Below are 16,455 nucleotides of genomic sequence, written 5' to 3'. Positions count from 1 at the left end.
GGCGGGCAAAATATAGCACAGCAGGCCCGGCCTCCACGTGGCCTGGTTTCCTTAACGGGGGCGACAGCATTGAACTCGCAATTGGTGATTTTTGCACCCTTCAAGGCCTGGGGCGGGATCGAGCGCAAGATGCTGATCCTGAATCGGGAGTTCCTGCAACTGGGCATCCGGCCCCGGCTTGTGCTGACCCGCGGCGGACAGGTGCCCTACCCGGAGGAACTCCCGGCGGCCGTGGAGGTAGTGGATCTTCAGAGCAGGGGTAAATTCGACAGTCTGTTCAAGCTGCGGCGTCTGCTGCGGCAGGATCCGCCCGGGGCCGTGCTGACCGCCAAGGACCATTCGGCCAAGGTAGCTGTGCTGGGGCGCATGCTGGGGTGGGTGCCGTCGCCGGTGTTCGTGAAGGTGACCAATACTCCGAGCCAGACGTTGCGCCGCCGATTCAAGCGCCGTTCGGCGCGCTGGCTGTACCGGCATGCCGACCGGGTCATCGCGATCTCCGAAGGCGTCCGGAATGACCTGATCGAGCATTTTGACGTGGATCCCGAACGGATCGAGGTGATCTACAACCCGACCGTAACCCCGGATATCCCCGAGCGCGTGAAGGCGCCGGTGGATCATTCCTGGTTTGCTGGCGACGGTCCGCCGGTCATTGTCGGCGCCGGTCGCCTGACGCCGCAGAAGGACTTTGCCACGCTGCTGGAGGCCTTCGCCCGGGTGCACGAACGGCGTGCGGTGCGGCTGGTGATCCTGGGCGAGGGGCCCCTGCGTGAAGCCCTGCTGGAGCAGGCACGGCGGCTGGGGGTGGCGGAGGCCGTTGACCTTCCCGGCTATGTCCCGGACCCGCTACCCTATTTCGCCCGGGCCGGGGTCTTCTGCCTTTCTTCGCGTTATGAAGGGCTGGGTAACGTGCTGATCGAGGCCCTGGCGGCCGGGGCGCCGGCGGTGGCCACCGACTGTCCGTCCGGCCCGGCCGAGATCCTCCAGCATGGGCGGATCGGCCCGCTCGTGCCGGTGGGCGACGCGGATGCCCTGGCCGCAGCCCTGCAGGCGACGCTGGAAAATCCGCCCGGCGAGGAGCGGATTCGCGAAGGCCTGGACCGCTTCCGCAGCGACCGTGTCGCCCTTCGGTATGCGCAGGTCATGGGGCTGGTGCCGCGAGAAGGAGAAACTCCGTGATTGTCAGCCATCGCCATCGATTCATTTTTATCCATTGCCGCAAGGTAGCGGGAAGCTCCATGAAGGTGGCCCTCGCGCCCCATCTGAGCGGACGCGACCTGATGCTCGGGAGCCTGCACGAGGCCCTGCGGGATGTGGACCCCCGCCAGGGGTGGATTCTTCGCCAGCTGATGACGCCCGGCGGGCTGCGGGAGCTGGTCGATGCGCGGCGCAAGAATCGTGACTGGCGTTCCGCGCTGAACAAGGTGGTCAAAAAGCGCGCGAAACGCCGGCTCGGACTCTCTTCATCGTCGCACCCCCCGGCGGCCGAGGTTCGGTCGGCCTTCCCGAGAGAATGGGATCGGTATTTCAAGTTCTGTTTTGTGCGCAATCCCTACGAACGTGCGGTTTCCGATTACCTTTATCGCACCCGTAACGAGTCGAACCCTCCTGCCTTCAGGGAACATCTTGCGGAACTCCATCGGGAGGCCGAAGCAGGCAAGACCAAGCATGACAACTGGCCGATGTACACCATTGATGACCATGTGGCGGTAGACTTTGTCGGCCGTTTTGAGAACCTCGATGCCGACTTTCGCGAGGCGATGACCCGGGTGGGGCTCAAGGACGTTGCCCTGGCGTTCGAAAAGCGCCGCGATTATCCGCGGCCATGGCAGGATTATTACGGTGCGGACGAGAAGGGGCTGGTGGAGCGGCTTTACCGCCGCGAGATCGAATATTTTGGTTATGGATTCGACGATTCGTCGGCAGGCGGGGCATAACCGAGCCGGGCCAGCCGGTCGGATACGCTGGTGGCAAAGGCGCGCAGCTCTTCATCCTGCTGCCAGGCGTGGGCCCGGTCGGGACGAAAAGCCGCGGCCGCTGCGGCCACCCGTTCGGCATCGGGGGGGCAGCCGCAGAACTCCAGGGCCTGCGGCAGCAGTCGCGCCGGATCCGTCAGCAGGTCCTCGTAGGCGATCTCCATCGCATTGGGGCCCAGGGCCCGGACATGCTCCCGGGCCCGCTGCAGGTAGCTTTCCCACAGGGAGAAGCCGCCTTCCAGCGTGCGGCACCGTACCTGTGGAGCGAAGCCGCGCCGCGCCGGGGCGCCGGGGTGGTTGCGATACCAGCCCCGCAGGGATCGATAGCGGCGCACGCGCCGGTCGAACACCCCGCGGCGGCGGGCGCGCAGGCTTGCCGCCACATCCACGCCGTGCCGCGTGATGTGCAGCACGCGGGCCTGCGGAAAGAGCTCCAGCCACAGCGGCAGGGTGTAGGTGTTGCGCGGGTCCTTCCAGCCCCAGGGCCGGTTCTGTCCGGGCATGCCGCCGCCGCGCAGACCGCGGCGGAACCCGAGGAAGCGCAGACTGGCGGGCCCGCGCACGACCCCTTCCATGTAGTCCAGCAGCCACGGCCTGAGTGTTTCGTCCTCCAGTAGCCAGTCGAACGACTCCGGGCGGTCCCAGGTCGCGGAGGCCTCGCGGAAGAGCCAGGCGTTGATCGCGTTGGTGAAGGCCGCCTCTTCGTTGCGGCTGGCACCGACCCCCATGAAGAATCCGGCTTGTTGCAGCACCCGGGTCAGCAGGCTGGTGCCCGAGCGGTGCATGCCGATGATGATGACGGGGGGGGTCGCACGGGTGGTCATGATGCAGCGCTGTAATAGCGGTAGCCCGCGTACCAGGGGTCCAGGCGCTCGTTGATGATGGCCTCGACGTATTCGAGGCTCTCGCCGTCGAGGTATTCGCGGTAGCCGCCGACTTCGCCCTTGCGGGTCTTGTAGCTTTCGGTGTCGTCGGCGTCGCGGGCGGCCAGCGAACTGCTCCCCATCGCGTTGCGGGATTCCAGCTGGCGCATGTTGTCGAAGCGGCCGAAGTCTACCGCGGCCCGGAGTGTTTCCGTGGATACGTCCTGCATGCCGATGAATTCGAGCACCCGCCGGAGCTGGCCAGCGGTGTCGGCGTGCAGGTCTTCATAGCGCAGCAGCAGGAAATCGCCCGGCACGTCACGGTTGCGCGCCCAGATGTTGTAGAAATCGACCAATGTCTCGATCCCGCCGCGCCGCTCCCTGACATAGTCTTCCATTCGGCCCTGGTAGTTCGCGTTGCGGCGGGTCTTCTGGAAATAGGACGAAACAAGGACATCCCGGGGGTCGCGGACCATAAAGACGACCTTGCGCCCCGCATAGTCACTCTTGTCCTGCTCCAGCTCCTCCGGGAGCAGAAACTCCGGACCGCCGTCGTGGTGCTGCAGGATGTAGGGGATGTCGCGCCAGGGGCGGGCATAGCCCCGCAGGCGCAGCGGCTTGCGCAGACGGATGCCGTAATGCAACTCGAGGGACTTGCTGAGGAGCACGACCAGCCAGGTCCTCCCGCATTTGGGGTAGGAGATCAGGTGGACGTCCGCACGCCGGCGCCGCCAGCGACGCCGGATATGCTGGATGCCGCGGCGCAGCGGGCCGCGATTGCGGGAAATGGCCGCCATGTTCAGCCGTCCTCGAAACGGTAGCCGAAGGCGGCGATCTCGCGCCGGCAGACGCGGTCAATGACCGCTCGGTCGGCATCACTCAGGATCTCGCGGTAGTCTTGCCGCCCCTGGCGAAAGCCGCTCTTGGCCCGCTGCTCGGGCAGCCGGATGTCGGTGCCGAGGCCCAGTTCCTGCTGCAGTTCCGTAAGTTCGTCATTCAGTTTTTCGTAGCGCAGAACCCGGTCCACGGCGATCTCGTCATCGATGGTGTAGTGATCCCAGTTGCTGAGCCAGTGCGGCTTGTGTTCCTCCAGCCAGGCGAGGTATTCGCTCAGGCTCGGGAAGTTATCGCGCCCCTTCTCTTCCCAGCGGTGTTTCTGCCACCAGTAGCGCGACAGGGCCCGGTCCCAGGGGTTGCGCTCGATGGTGAAGCGGAAATAGGAGTGCCAGATTCCGGGTCCGATAAAGGAACGGATCTGTGGCGCGCGAGCATGCTGTGGGTACTCGGTGCGCCGTCCCCGGAAGAGCAGCCGTCGCCATTCCTTCCATCCTCGGTGTTCGAGGGGGCGCTTGTGGCAATTAGTGGGGCCCTGACCGCCTTCGGCCCGGCGCAGCTCTTCCTCGCCGCGATTGGCGCTCAAAGGGGTGATGATGTCCTCGGGCCCGCAGGCGCGCGAAAGCCCGACTTCCAGGCTGGAGCCGGCGGTCTTGCGTGTCTTGATGAAGATGAAGCGATTGCGGTGCGAGATGATCACGATGAAGGGCCTTGTCGGGCGACTGGCTGGGTGGATTAGATCACAGGCGCGACAACGCGACCAATCAGTGGTCGGAGGATGCCGGCGGGTGAGCGAGTTCGAGTGCGGCCAGATACGCGCGGGCGGAGCGCGCCGCATCGAACGGGGCGGTGGCCTGTCGCAGGGTGTCCGCCAAGGGGGGGCTGTCCAGCAGCTGCTGCAGCGCATCGGCGAGGGCCGCGTCGTCGCCCATGGGCACGACCGGGCCGTGTTGGCCATGGTCGAGGATGTCGGCCGGGCCGGTGGGGCAGTCGGTAGTAACGGCCGGGGTGCCGCAGGCGAGGGCCTCCACCAGCACTGCGCCGGAGCCCTCGCGTCGCGAGGTCAGGGCGAAGGCATCGGCGCGGGCCATCCAGGCGTAGGGGTTGTCCTGAAAGCCGGGCAGGCACAGGTCGTCCATGATGCCGAGTTCGCGTGCCAGTCCTTCCAGGGCCGGGCGTTCGCGGCCTTCGCCGAGGATGATCAGACGGGCCGGGCGTTGTTGGCGGAGGTGCGCGAAGGCGCGCAGCAGGGTGGCGAAATCCTTGCGCGGCTCCAGGGAGCCGGTGCCCAGGATGACGGGGACCGCCGGGTCGCGGTTTTCCCCCAGCCATGGGTGATCGGGGTCCTCGCTGGCCTGCTGCAGCAGGTCCGGGGTCACGATCGGGTTGGGGATGACGTGCAGATGCGGTTGAACCACGCCGGCGAGTCGCCGCAGGTCCTCGCCGACACCGGCCGACGGGGCGATCACGGCATCCGCACGGGGATACCAGCGTTGCATGGAGCGCTGCAGGCGCCGGGCCCGGCGCCGGGGCAGGGCCTCCAGCGTGGCGGCGACCGACATGCCCATGCGGATCGCGACCGGCATGCGCGGTCGGGCCAGTGCGCGCGCGAGCAGCGCCGCACGATTGAGCCGGTGGCTGGCGGTGTACAGGGCGCGGGGGCGGTGGCGCAGGAGATATGCGATCAGCGCGGGCAGCACGGTGTTGCGGTGGGCAGCCCGCAGCGGGACATGGCGGACGTTTTCCGGCAGCTCGTCGATATACGGTCCGTGTCCGCGGATCGTCACCAGGTCGAATGGCCGGTCCACGTCCGCGAATTCCCGGACCAGGTTGGCCACCACGCGATCCACCCCGCTGTGTCCGGAGGTCGCGAAGAACAGGGCGACGGGGTGTTTGGCGCGATTACGCATCGAAAGATGTCGCCTGCCTCAGTGCATCCAGGCGCTCGGTGACCTCGGCCACCGTGATGCGCTCCATCACGTTCGGTTCGCGCACGCGCCGGCCCCAGCGCAGGTCTTCGGGCGGCTTGCCGAACGCGGCCCGGCAGGCCTCGGGGTACTGGTTGACCACCCATTGCCGGCTGCAATAGGGGCCGGTGCGGTCGGGGTTCGAGCCGGCGTACAGGCCGATCACCGGGGTGCCCGTGGCGTTGGCCATGTGGGCGGGGCCGGAGTCGGGCGAGACCAGCACCCGAGCGCGTTCGAGCACGGCCAGCAGCTGCTTGAGGTCGGTCCGGCCGACCAGGTTGGTGACGGGGTGCCGGCATTGCGCGGCGATGGCCTCGCCGTATTCGCGTTCCAGGTCGGTGGGGCCGCCGGTCAGCACGATGTCCATGCCATGGCGCTCGGCGGCGTGGTCGGCGACCGCCGCGTAGCGTTCCGGGGCCCAGTTGCGGAAGTTGCGAAAGCGCGCGCTGGAGCACGGGTTGATGGCGAGCCAGGGGCGGTCCGCGGGCAGGTAGCCGGCGGCCCAGGTCCGGGCTGCATCCGGCACCGGAATGTCCCAGCGCAGAAGGCGTTCGCGCACCCCGAGCGCCTCGGCGAAGCCGAAGAAGCCGTCGAGTACGTGTTCGCGCGGGCGATGGGCGATGCGGTGGCGGGTGAACAGCCACTGGAAGTCGCGCGCGCGCTGGCGGTCGAAGCCCAGGCGCTGGCGCGCGGGGACCTGCAGGCCCAGCAGGCTGGCGCGCAGCGAGACCTGCATCTGCAGCAGGACGTCAAAGCGGCGTCCGCGCAGGGCGCGGCGCAGGTCGCCGTAGGCGCGGCGGCCGCGGTTCTTGTCCACGACCACGAATTCGACCCCGGGCAGTCCTTCCAGCAGCCGGTGTTCCAGCCGCCCGATGATCCAGGTGATGCGGGTCTGCGGCCAGGCGGCCTGCAGGCTGCGCACCACCGGGACGACGTGGGTGCAGTCACCCAGGGCCGACAGCCGTAGCAGGCACAGCTCGTCCGGCGGGGCATTGATCAGCGGGCGGTCGGCCGAATACTCAGGAGGCATCGTCCGGGCCCTGTTCGCGGGCGGCCTTCTTGCGCTTTTTCTTCAGGGCCTTCTTTTTCTTGTTATTCTGCCAGGGCATGCGCCCGATATGCTTGGTGCGCAGGCCGGGATACGGGTCGGGTGCGTCCTCGGGCTGGGTCTTGAACCGCCGATGGGCCCAGAAATACTGCTGCGGCGCGTGCCGGACCGCGTCTTCCAGCACCGCGTTCATGCGGGCGGCGTCGCGGGCGCGATCCTCGCTCGGGTAGTCCTCCAGCGGCGGCCCCACCACGAACTCGTAGCCGTCGCCGGCGTCGTTTACGTAATAGAACATCGGCAGCACCCGCGCCCGGCCCATGTGTGCCAGCCGCGACAGGCCGGTGGTCGTGGAGGCCTGCATGCCGAAAAACGGCGCGAACACCTGCTCGGTGCGCCGCATGTTCTGGTCGCCGGCGTACCAGATGGTCCCGCCCTTTTTCAGCTTGCGCAGGATCCCGCGGATGTCGTCCTTGGAGATCACGCGTTCCAGCTTGCGTTCGCGGCCGTAACGCAGGGCACGTTCCAGCACCGGTTTCTTGTCCATGGGCTTGTAGATCGCGGCCATCGGTACCTGTGCGCCGAACAGCCGACCGGCCATCTCGATGCAGGAGAAATGCCCGGACAGCAGGATCACCGGGTCACCGGCCTCGTGCGCCGCCTTCAGGTGCTCCATCCCGTGGAAGCGGCACGGCACGCGATCCACCGCCGGTCCGCCGAACCAGCCCAGTGCCACCTCGGCCACCCCGCGACCGGTGTAGCCGAAGTTCGCGCGCACCCAGCGTTCGCGTTCTTCCGGGGCGAGGTCCGGGAAACACAGCTCGAGGTTGCGGCGCACCACGTAGCGCCGGTCCCGCGCCAGGTAGTAGAGCAGGTGGCCCAGCCCGGTGCCCAGGCGGATCGCCCAGCGCCAGGGCAGGCGGGCGAGCAGCCACAGCAGGGCGGTGGCCAGGGCCTGTCCCCAGTTGGCCGGATGCCAGGCTTGTTCGCGGCGTTGCGATGTCATCGTTGGTCGAAGTCGGGTGTCGAGTAGATAATGTTGCGCATTGTACATTCGGGACCGCCGGGACGGGGCGTCGCCGGTGGCCGTCTCCGGGGTCGCCCCCCGAAAGTGAGGAACGCGTGCAGGAAGGGATCGCAGCAGAGTTGCAGGCCGCCAGCCGGCTGTTCGGACAACTGGCCGAGGATGCGGAATTCCTCGGGGAGGTGGAGGCCGTCGCGCGGCGCTGGCTGGCCAGCCTGGATGCCGGCGGCCAGATCCTGCTCGCGGGCAACGGCGGCAGTGCGGCGGATGCCCAGCACATCGCGGCCGAGATCGTGTGCCGTTACCGCGTGGTGCGGCCGGGCGCGGCGGCGGTTGCGCTGACCACCGACACCTCGGTGCTGACGGCCATCGCCAACGACTTCGGTTACGAGCATGTGTTCGCGCGGCAGGTCGAGGCGCTGGGGCGTCCCGGCGATGTACTGGTCGGCTTCACCACCTCGGGCGAGTCGCCCAATGTGCTGCGCGCGCTGGAAACCGCCGGGCGCCAGGGCCTGACTACGGTCGCGCTGACCGGCGCGCGGGGGCTGCCCGCCGGCCCCGCGGTGGACCACCTGCTGGCGGTGCCGGACGCCGCGACCGCGCGGGTGCAGGAGGTGCACGGGCTCATCGGGCACCTGTTGTGCGCCGTGGTGGAAGATGCCCTGGTCGCCCGCGCGCAGGGCGATGCGGCCCCGTGAGCCGGCCGGCGCTGTTCCTCGACCGTGACGGCGTGATCAATGTGGATCATGCCTATGTGTACCGACCCGAAGACTTCGATTTCATGCCCGGGATCTTCGAGCTGGTGGCCCGGGCCGGTGCAGCCGGCTACCCCGTAGTGGTGGTCACCAACCAGTCCGGAATCGGCCGCGGGTACTACGGCGAGGACGACTTCGAGCGGCTGACGCAGTGGATGCGGGCCCGTTTTGCCGAACGCGGCGGACGTCTGGATGCGGTCTATCATTGCCCGCACCATCCGCGCGATGCGCTGGAGCCCTGGCGGCGCGACTGTCCGGACCGCAAACCCGCCCCGGGCATGCTGTTGCGGGCGCGGGACGCGCTGGACGTGGATCTGGCGCATTCGGTACTGGTGGGAGATCGCCCCTCCGACCTGGAGGCCGCGCGCCGTGCCGGTGTGGGCACGCGGCTGCTGTTCGCTCCGGAGCCCCCGGATGCGGAACAGGCGGCTGCGCTGCAGGCGGATCCGCAGGCACGCCGGATCCGTTCCCTGCAGGAGGCGGCGGCGCTTCTGGAGACGGAACGCTCCTGATGCGGCGCGCCGGCTACGCGGTCCTGTCGCGCCTGCTGGCGCTGGTCATGGGCGCGGTCCTGTGGCGGCGTGCCGCGCGCAATAACGTACCGGCGGCGCGACGCCTGGAATGGTTCGGCCGGGGTGCCACCCCGCCGTCGGGGGCGTGGTGGGTGCATGCCGCCTCGGTGGGCGAGGTGGAGGCCGCCCTGCCGCTGATACGGGGGCTGCGCGAGCGATTCCCCCAGGTGCCCGTGCTGGTGACCACCACCACGCCCGAGGGCGCGGCGCGGATCACGGCGGCGGGCATCGAGGACGTCCACCATCGTTTTCTGCCGCTGGATCTCCCCGGTGCCGTCCGGCGCTTCGTGGTCGCGGCCCGACCGCGTGCCGGGGTGATCGTGGAGACCGAGCTGTGGCCGCATCTGTTCGCGGCCTGCGAGCGCGCCGGGGTGCCCCTGGTGCTGGCCAGCGGCCGGCTCTCGGATCGTGCGTTCCGGCGCTATCAGCGCCAGCAGCCGCTGATCGGCGAGGTACTGGGCGTGCCCATGCGAATCCTTGCGCAGGATTCCACGGCCGCCGGGCGGTTCCGGGCACTGGGCGCGCCGCCCGGGCGGGTGGAGATCGGCGGCAACCTGAAGTTCGATCGCGATCCGCCTGCGGGCGCCGAGGGGGGCGCGGCACTGCGTGCCGCCCTGTGTTCCGCGGAGGTGCCGGTGTGGGCGGCGGTCAGTACCCGCGAGGGCGAGGACGAGGCCGTGCTGGCGGCTCATGCCGCCTTGCGCAGGCACCATCCGGACGCACGGCTGATCTGGGTACCGCGCCACCCGCAGCGTTTCGATACCGTGGCGCGGGCGGCCGCGGACGCGGGCCTGTCGGTGGCGCGACGCTCGCTGCAGGCGGACGCCCCCGGGCGCGCGGACCGCGAGGCCGACGTACTGCTGGGGGATACTCTCGGCGAGATGGGGCTCTATCTCGCGGCGGCCGACGTGGCCTTCGTCGGTGGCAGTCTGGTGCCGCTGGGCGGACAGAACCTGCTGGAGCCGGCGGCCCTGGGGCGACCGGTGCTCACCGGCCCGGACGTGTCGAATTTCGCCGCTGTCGCCCGCGCCCTGGATGCCGTGGATGCCCGCATCGAAGTCGCCGATGGCGACGCGCTGGGCGCGGCTCTGGTCGGACTGTTCGGCGACCCGGAACGAGGGCGGCGCATGGCCGTAGCCGGCCAGGATGTGGTGGCCTCCGGGCGCGGTGCCGTGGCGCGGGTCCTGGGTGTGCTGGAGGAGACGGTGGCGGCAGGCTGATTCCGCGCGGGTGCCGCCTGGCTTCCTGGCACAGAACCTGCCGATCGGTTATGGCTGGATCGAGGGCGTCGACCGGCCCTGTTCGCGTGCGAGCACGCTCCCACCTGTCTGTTCGCATCACCCCGCCTGTGGGAGCGTGCTCGCACGCGAATCGGCAGGGTCCGGGTGACTCCCCGGAATCGCCGCATGACTTGCTCTCCGACTGCATCCGTTTGAATCGCAGCCAGCCCGGTCAGCGCCGGAGGATCACTCTTCGGGGCTGGCCTGTTCTTCCTCGCCGAACGGACCCTTCTGCAGCCCGGCGTAATGTCCGCCGGCCTCCATCAGCTCGTTGTGCGTACCGGATTCCACCACCCGGCCGTCGTCCAGCACCAGGATGCGGTCGGCGTCCTCCACCGTGGACAGGCGATGCGCGATCACCAGCGTGGTGCGTCCGCGCATCAGCTGTTCCAGGGCGTCCTGGATCTTCTGCTCGGACTCCGAGTCGAGTGCCGAGGTGGCCTCGTCGAGGATCAGGATGGGTGCGTCCTTGAGCAGGGCGCGGGCGATTGCCAGCCGTTGCCGCTGCCCGCCGGAGAGCATCACGCCGTTCTCGCCCACCACGGTGTCGAAGCCGTCGGGCAGGTCGTCGATGAACTCCAGGGCGTTGGCCGCGCGCGCAGCCTCGTGCAGCTCTTCGGCGGATGGTTCGCGCGCCAGGCCGTAGCCGATGTTGTTGGCCACGGTGTCGTTGAACAGCACCACCTGCTGGCTGACCAGCGCCATCTGCCCGCGCAGGTCGCGCAGTGGATATTCCCGCACCGGATGGCCGTCCAGGCGCACTTCCCCGTGTTCGGGTTCGTAGAAGCGTGGAATCAGACTGGCCAGGGTGCTCTTGCCGCTGCCGGACCGTCCGACCAGGGCCACGGTCTGCCCCGGCCGGATCTCCAGCGAGATGTCGCGCAGCACCCAGTCCTCGGTCTGCGGATAGCGGAACCAGACATGGTCGACCTCGAGATGTCCCTCGGCCCGTTCCAGGCGGCGTTCACCGTGGTCCGGTTCCGGGGAGGTGTCCAGCACCTCGAAGACGCTCTCGCCGGCTGCCAGCGCTTTCTGGATCTCCGAGTTGACCTTGACCACCCGTTTGAGCGGGGGCAGCAGCAGAAGCATGGCCGCAATGAAGGAAATCATGCCGCCGGGGGTGATCGTCTCCATCACCATGTCCATGGTGGCCAGATAAACGATGATGGCCAGCGCGATGACCGCACCGAACTGCGACAGGGGCTGACTGGCGGCCTCCACCGTCTTGTAGCGCATGAACTGTCGGTGGTGGCGCTCGTTGATCTTGCGGAAGCGGCTGGATTCATAGTCTTCGGCGCCGAAGATCTTGACCTCCGAATGCCCGCGAATGCTGTCTTCCGCGACCTGGGCATAATCCCCCACCGAACGCTGCATACGCCGGCTGAACTTGCGAAAACGCTTGTTGGCTGCGGTAATGACCAGGGCTACCGCGGGTGCCAGTCCGAACACGATCAGCATCAGCCAGCCGCTGAGCCAGGTCATGTACATCAACAGGAAAAGGATGGTGAAGCTGTCCTTGACCAGGATCAGGATGGCCTTGGAAGCGGCCGCACTGATCTGATTGACGTTATAGGTAAGCTTGGCCAGCAGGGTGCCGGAGGAATGCCGGTCAAAGAACCCTGCCGGCAGCCGCAGGTACTGATCGAATACGGCCTGGCGGATGTCCTTGACCACTTTACGGCCGACCCAGGCCACCGTGTATTGTGCGGCGAAGGTGGTGAATGCATAGAAGAAAAAGATGCCCACCAGACCCAGCGGCACCCAGATGCGGGCATCCGGATCCTGCTGGATGAACGTGCCATCCACCAGCGGCTGGATGATCCAGGCGAAGGCGGCCTGGCCAGCGGCGGCCAGGATCATTGAGATGATCGCCACGATGCCCATGCGCCAGTACGGCTTGATGAACTGGAAGATCCGGCGGAACAGATTCCAGGATTCGCCGGCGCTGGGGTGGGTGGCGTCGAGTGCTTTTCTCTTCATGCGATTGCGGGGTCCTGGTCGGAACGCCGGCTGCGGGATTGGCTGCGAAGCCGGGCAGGCATGATAACAGACCTCCCCGGGCGCCTCCGGGGCGCGGCGGTGCGTCATTCGTTCGGGCGCAGCCAGCCCCCGCATTGCCGGCACTGGTAGCGGTAACCCTTGTTGCGAATCAGGGCGTGGCGCTGCGGGCTCAGCGCATGGTGCCTGCAGTCGCAGACATAAGCATAGGTGCGCTGGCGGCGTGCGGGTGTGAGCGGTGTGGCATGACGCACCCGGGGCGTGGCGCCGAGGTGGTGCATGATGGCCTGCCATTCCGCGCCGTGGGGGCGTACCCGGCGTCCGCGATAAAGGGCGTAAACCGCGGCATGGGCCACTTCGTGTGCAATGGTTTCCGGGAAATGCGCATCCCAGTCGTGAACAAAGGCCTCGGGGTTGAAACGGATGGCCTCCTGACCCCGGTGCACTCGGAATTGCCCTGCGGCGCGGCCGCGCAGATCAAAGCGTATCTCCGGCGTGGCGGTCGCGGGCTGACCGGTGGCCTCGATGTAAAAGGAACGCGTACGCCGACGGATGCGATCCCGCGATTCGGTGTCGAGATTCATGCAGAATTTTGGTTTCTTTCGGGGATTCGTGGCATATTTGTCAAAAGATGGCGCGACCGCAATATTTTATGCGTCGTTATCTTCCGGAATTCGCATTGAGGCGGATTCTGCAGACATCGAAACGAATATTGGAGTGAGTAATGGCTGTGGATGACAAGAAGGCTTCCGAACTGTCGGCCGAGGAACTTTATGCCCTGGCACGGGAACGCGAGCGCGAGGAAGAGGAACGCAAGGAAGCCGAGCGCAAGGAAAAACGCGAGGCGCTGAAGGAAAAGCGCCGCGAAATGGTCGCCCGGCACAAGGCCGAACTGCGCGAACTCGACCGCCAGATCGAGGAACTGGGCGGGCGCGTCGGGGGCCGGCGGAAGGCCTCGTCCGCACGCGGCGGGCGTCGCGGTGGCGGTGGTTCCATCAGCCAGAAACTGTGCGACATCGTGGCCTCTCAGCCCGAAATGAGCGTGAAGGACATCAAGGCCGAGGCCGAGAAGGCCGGGCTTGATACCCGTAACATCAGCCAGACGCTGGCCTACCTCAAGCGTCAGGGTCGTCTGACGTCGCCGCGTCGCGGCGTTTACAAGGCCGCCTGAGAAAGGGGCGCGCGGGAGCGGGCGGTCCGCCCCTCCCCCTCCCGTCCCGCGGGAGAAAGCCGACGGCCTCATCCGGCCGTGGATTTCAGCTCGAGTCCGTTTGCGGGGTCGCGTGACAACGCGGTTTCGCCGTTCAGCCAGCGCTGAATCTCGGCGCCCGCCACGTGATGGCGCCAGCCGCTGCCGAGGCGACTGTCCTGCGCGCGTCCGCGCACTAGTTCCACAACATCCTTGCGCTGGGCGATGGCCGCGGGCGTGATCTCCTGTCGGCGGGCGAGTTCGCGCAGCAGGGCCATGGCCATGTCGGCGAGCACCTCGTCGGCCTCGGACAGCGGCTTCTGCTTCGGCAATGCCGGCCATTCCGACTGCGGACGTTCGCGTCCTGCCCGAATCGCCTCCAGCAGGCCCTGCACCCGGTCGTCATTCATGCCCGAGGGGAAACCGCGCAGCCCGCGCAGTTGTGCTCTCCCTGCGGGTGCCCGGCGGGCGATCTCCAGCAGCAGGTCATCGCTCAGGACCCACTTGCGCGGCCGGTCGCTGCTCTGCGCCGTGCGTTCGCGCCATGCGGCCACAGCCTGGAGTATGGAGAGTTCTCGTGGTTTCAGGCGCTTGTGTCCGGAGACCCGGCGCCAGGCCGCCTCGGGATCCGCGCGGTAGGCCTCGGGGTCGGCGAGGGCGTCCATCTCCGGCTGCAGCCATTCCAGGCGCCCGCTGCTCTCCAGTTCCGCGTGCATCTGCTGGTACAGGGCCGCGAGATAGCGCACATCGTCGGCGGCATATGCCAGCTGCTCCGAATCCAGCGGACGGCGTGACCAGTCGGTGCGGGTCTGGCTCTTGTCCAGTTCGTGATCCAGCACCGCGCGGACCAGATTGGCATAACCGATCTGATCGCCGTGGCCGAGCATCGCCGCGGCAATCTGGGTGTCGAATACCGGTGCGGGTACGTCGCCGGTCTCGCGCAGCAGGATTTCCATGTCCTGCCAGGCGGAGTGAAAGACCTTGGTGACCGACCGGTCATGCAGCATCGGCGCCAGACCCTTCACGTCCAGTGCCAGCGGGTCGAAGCTGGCGATGTGCTCGGGGGTGGCCGCCTGGATCAGGCAGAGCTTCGGGTAATAGGTCTTCTCGCGCAGGAACTCGGTGTCCAGGGCGATCCAGGGGGCACCCCGGACGGCCTGAAGGAATGCCTGCAGGCCGTCCGGGGTGTCGATCAGGCCGTGATCATGCATGGTCTTCGTCGGGACGGTTCTTTTCGAATGCCTCCAGCTGCTCGGTGCTGGCCGGTTTCTGATACCGCTCCTTCCATTCGGCGTAGGGCATGCCGTAGACGATCTCGCGGGCGGCCTCGTAGTCGACGGACTCGCCGCGTTCCTCGGCGGCCGCGACATACCATTTGGACAGGCAGTTGCGGCAGAAACCGGCGAGGTTCATCAGATCGATGTTCTGGACGTCCTTGCGCTCGTCCAGATGCTGAAGCAGGCGGCGGAAAACCGCGGCCTCGATCTCGGGCTGCTTGTTCGGATCCATGGGGCCTCCGGTCGAATGGGGATTGTATGGCTCGGGGAGTATGCCGCAGGCCGGCGGCCGAGTGCGACGGCCCGCGTGCCGGTTCAGGTGAGATGCAGCAGCCAGCGTTTGCGCACGTCGCGCAGCAGCACGAAGATCAGGGGCCACACCAGCGCGCTGCTGAGCACGGGGGCCCAGTACCACGGGGTGCCCGGCGGCAGGCCGGTCAGGCCCTGCGGCCACAGCGCCACCAGTTTGTACAGGGCGATCAGGCCGATTACCACGATCATCTGCTGCCATACAGGATAAACCCGCAGGCGTGAATGCAGCTGGATGGTCAGATAGGCCACCAGCGCCATGGCCACGGCGTTCTGGCCGAGCAGTTGTCCCAGCAGGACATCCAGCAGCAGTCCGGACACGAACGCGGTGAACACCCCGATGCGCTGGGGAAAGGCCATGGCCCAGTAGATCAGGACCAGTGCCACCCATTCCGGACGTAGCAGCGCGAGGCCCTCGGGCATCGGCACGATGGCCAGCGCCAGCGCCGCCAGCAGGCTCAGCGGCACCGGCCAGGGGATGCCCGCGCCGCCGCTCATGATGCCGGGCCGGTTTCGGTTTCGTCTTCGGTGGGCAGCGGAGTCGGGATCGCGTCGCGTTCATGGTCCTCCATCCACAGCAGCAGGACTTCGCGCGAGCGGTCCAGCGCGGCCAGGGGTTCCGCCTCGATGGCCAGGAACGGCTCGCCCGGCGGGCGTTCCACCGAGGTGACCCGCGCGACCGGGTAGTCTGCGGGGAAGCGCCCGCCCAGCCCCGAGGTCAGCAGCAGGTCGCCCTCGACGATGTCCTCCTGCGGCGGGACGTGGCGCATGTGCAGGCGCTGGGGGTTGCCGGTGCCGACGACGATGCCGCGCAGGCCGGTGCGGGCGCTGACTACCGGCAGTGCATGTCCGGGATCCGAGATCAGCAGGGCCGTGGCGCTGGAGTATTCGGCGGAGAGGATCTGACCGACAACGCCGTCGGCGTCGATCACCGGTTGTCCGGCATACACCGCATCGCGCTGTCCCTTGTCGAGCACGATCTGTTGGCGGAACGGGTCCAGGTCCACTGCGAGGATCTGCGCGACCTGGACTTCCTCGTCGGCCTGGCGGGCGGTGTTGAGCAGGGCGCGCAGACGGTCGTTCTCCGCCTGCAGTGCCTCGAAGCGGAGCTGGCGGGCGCGCAGCTCGCTGTTTTCGCGACGCAGGATGCGGTTCTCCACTACCAGGTCCTCGCGGCTGGAGAACGATTCCAGGACCCGCGAGCCCGCGCGGATGGGCGCATCCACCGCGACCTGGATCGGGTAGGCCACGGTGGCGAGTACGCTGCGCACCGTCTGCAGTTCGTTCAGGCGGTGGTCGAGCACCATCAGCGCGACCCCCACCAGGACCACGACGAGCAGGCGAAGCGTGGGCGAGATGCCCAGTCTGA

18 protein-coding genes are annotated in these 16,455 nt (G+C 67.8%); 6 read left to right on the top strand and 12 right to left on the bottom strand.

The genetic code is table 11. From position 1 onward, the window contains the following. Positions 1-81 precede the first annotated feature (81 nt). Together G020_RS0100590 and G020_RS0100585 are read left to right on the top strand one after the other, a co-directional pair. Positions 82-1,176: a glycosyltransferase gene (locus G020_RS0100590; protein WP_024328245.1), complete on the top strand. Its 1,095-nt coding sequence runs from the start codon at positions 82-84 to the stop codon at positions 1,174-1,176. Beyond that, on the top strand, positions 1,173-1,934 hold the full coding sequence (locus G020_RS0100585; protein ID WP_024328244.1) for a sulfotransferase family 2 domain-containing protein: 762 nt from the start codon (positions 1,173-1,175) through the stop codon (positions 1,932-1,934). The genes G020_RS0100590 and G020_RS0100585 overlap by 4 nt, the downstream gene beginning before the upstream one ends. Here G020_RS0100585 and G020_RS0100580 read toward each other — a convergent pair. From G020_RS0100580 to G020_RS0100555, 6 genes are all read right to left on the bottom strand, one after another. Continuing rightward, positions 1,898-2,797, bottom strand: coding sequence for a sulfotransferase (locus G020_RS0100580; RefSeq protein ID WP_024328243.1), 900 nt, complete (start codon positions 2,795-2,797; stop codon positions 1,898-1,900). The genes G020_RS0100585 and G020_RS0100580 overlap by 37 nt on opposite strands. After that, complete coding sequence (locus G020_RS0100575; RefSeq protein ID WP_024328242.1) at positions 2,794-3,633, bottom strand: sulfotransferase domain-containing protein; 840 nt, start codon at positions 3,631-3,633, stop codon at positions 2,794-2,796. Before G020_RS0100575 ends, G020_RS0100580 begins: the two co-directional genes overlap by 4 nt. Positions 3,634-3,635: 2 nt before the next feature. Then, a complete protein-coding gene (locus G020_RS0100570; RefSeq protein ID WP_024328241.1) occupies positions 3,636-4,370 on the bottom strand; it encodes a sulfotransferase family 2 domain-containing protein in 735 nt (244 codons plus the stop codon). A gap of 64 nt (positions 4,371-4,434) precedes the next feature. Next, entirely contained in the window at positions 4,435-5,580 is a 1,146-nt protein-coding gene (locus tag G020_RS0100565; RefSeq protein WP_024328240.1) for a glycosyltransferase, read from the bottom strand. Next, positions 5,573-6,667, bottom strand: coding sequence for a glycosyltransferase family 9 protein (locus G020_RS0100560; protein ID WP_024328239.1), 1,095 nt, complete (start codon positions 6,665-6,667; stop codon positions 5,573-5,575). Before G020_RS0100560 ends, G020_RS0100565 begins: the two co-directional genes overlap by 8 nt. Then, positions 6,657-7,688 carry a lysophospholipid acyltransferase family protein gene (locus tag G020_RS0100555; RefSeq protein ID WP_024328238.1) on the bottom strand — a complete coding sequence of 344 codons (1,032 nt, stop codon included), beginning with the start codon at positions 7,686-7,688 and terminating at the stop codon, positions 6,657-6,659. The genes G020_RS0100560 and G020_RS0100555 overlap by 11 nt, the downstream gene beginning before the upstream one ends. A gap of 140 nt (positions 7,689-7,828) precedes the next feature. Between G020_RS0100555 and G020_RS0100550 the strand changes: the two genes are divergently transcribed. From G020_RS0100550 to G020_RS0100540, 3 genes are read left to right on the top strand one after another with little or no spacing between them, the layout of a single operon-like run. Beyond that, positions 7,829-8,404, top strand: a complete 576-nt coding sequence (locus G020_RS0100550; protein ID WP_024328237.1) for an SIS domain-containing protein — start codon at positions 7,829-7,831, stop codon at positions 8,402-8,404. Beyond that, positions 8,401-8,973 carry a D-glycero-beta-D-manno-heptose 1,7-bisphosphate 7-phosphatase gene (gmhB, locus tag G020_RS0100545; RefSeq protein WP_024328236.1) on the top strand — a complete coding sequence of 191 codons (573 nt, stop codon included), beginning with the start codon at positions 8,401-8,403 and terminating at the stop codon, positions 8,971-8,973. The genes G020_RS0100550 and gmhB overlap by 4 nt, the downstream gene beginning before the upstream one ends. Further along, entirely contained in the window at positions 8,973-10,253 is a 1,281-nt protein-coding gene (locus G020_RS0100540; RefSeq protein WP_024328235.1) for a 3-deoxy-D-manno-octulosonic acid transferase, read from the top strand. Before gmhB ends, G020_RS0100540 begins: the two co-directional genes overlap by 1 nt. Positions 10,254-10,499: 246 nt before the next feature. Here G020_RS0100540 and msbA read toward each other — a convergent pair whose 3' ends face one another. Beyond that, complete coding sequence (gene msbA, locus G020_RS0100535) at positions 10,500-12,293, bottom strand: lipid A export permease/ATP-binding protein MsbA (protein ID WP_024328234.1); 1,794 nt, start codon at positions 12,291-12,293, stop codon at positions 10,500-10,502. A 104-nt stretch (positions 12,294-12,397) separates the two neighbouring features. After that, the gene (locus G020_RS0100530) at positions 12,398-12,895 is read right to left on the bottom strand and encodes a SprT-like domain-containing protein (protein WP_018947449.1); all 498 of its coding nucleotides are present in this window, start codon (positions 12,893-12,895) and stop codon (positions 12,398-12,400) included. A gap of 140 nt (positions 12,896-13,035) precedes the next feature. On the opposite strand from G020_RS0100530, the gene G020_RS0100525 reads away from it, so the two are divergent. Then, entirely contained in the window at positions 13,036-13,482 is a 447-nt protein-coding gene (locus tag G020_RS0100525; RefSeq protein ID WP_024328233.1) for a hypothetical protein, read from the top strand. A 68-nt stretch (positions 13,483-13,550) separates the two neighbouring features. On the opposite strand, the gene rnd is transcribed toward G020_RS0100525, so the two are convergent. The 4 genes from rnd to mreC form a co-directional block, all read right to left on the bottom strand. After that, the gene (gene rnd, locus G020_RS0100520; protein WP_024328232.1) at positions 13,551-14,711 is read right to left on the bottom strand and encodes a ribonuclease D; all 1,161 of its coding nucleotides are present in this window, start codon (positions 14,709-14,711) and stop codon (positions 13,551-13,553) included. Continuing rightward, positions 14,704-15,009 carry a DUF1244 domain-containing protein gene (locus tag G020_RS0100515; RefSeq protein ID WP_024328231.1) on the bottom strand — a complete coding sequence of 102 codons (306 nt, stop codon included), beginning with the start codon at positions 15,007-15,009 and terminating at the stop codon, positions 14,704-14,706. Before G020_RS0100515 ends, rnd begins: the two co-directional genes overlap by 8 nt. Before the next feature lie 83 nt (positions 15,010-15,092). Beyond that, positions 15,093-15,584, bottom strand: coding sequence for a rod shape-determining protein MreD (gene mreD, locus G020_RS0100510; protein ID WP_018947445.1), 492 nt, complete (start codon positions 15,582-15,584; stop codon positions 15,093-15,095). After that, positions 15,581-16,444, bottom strand: a complete 864-nt coding sequence (gene mreC / locus G020_RS0100505) for a rod shape-determining protein MreC (protein WP_255349523.1) — start codon at positions 16,442-16,444, stop codon at positions 15,581-15,583. Before mreC ends, mreD begins: the two co-directional genes overlap by 4 nt. Positions 16,445-16,455 lie beyond the last annotated feature (11 nt).

This window comes from Thioalkalivibrio sp. ALR17-21, from assembly GCF_000420185.1.
GTDB lineage: Bacteria > Pseudomonadota > Gammaproteobacteria > Ectothiorhodospirales > Ectothiorhodospiraceae > Thioalkalivibrio > Thioalkalivibrio halophilus.
Note: the sequence above shows the minus strand (reverse complement) of the source record. Positions and strands in the feature narration are given on the sequence as shown.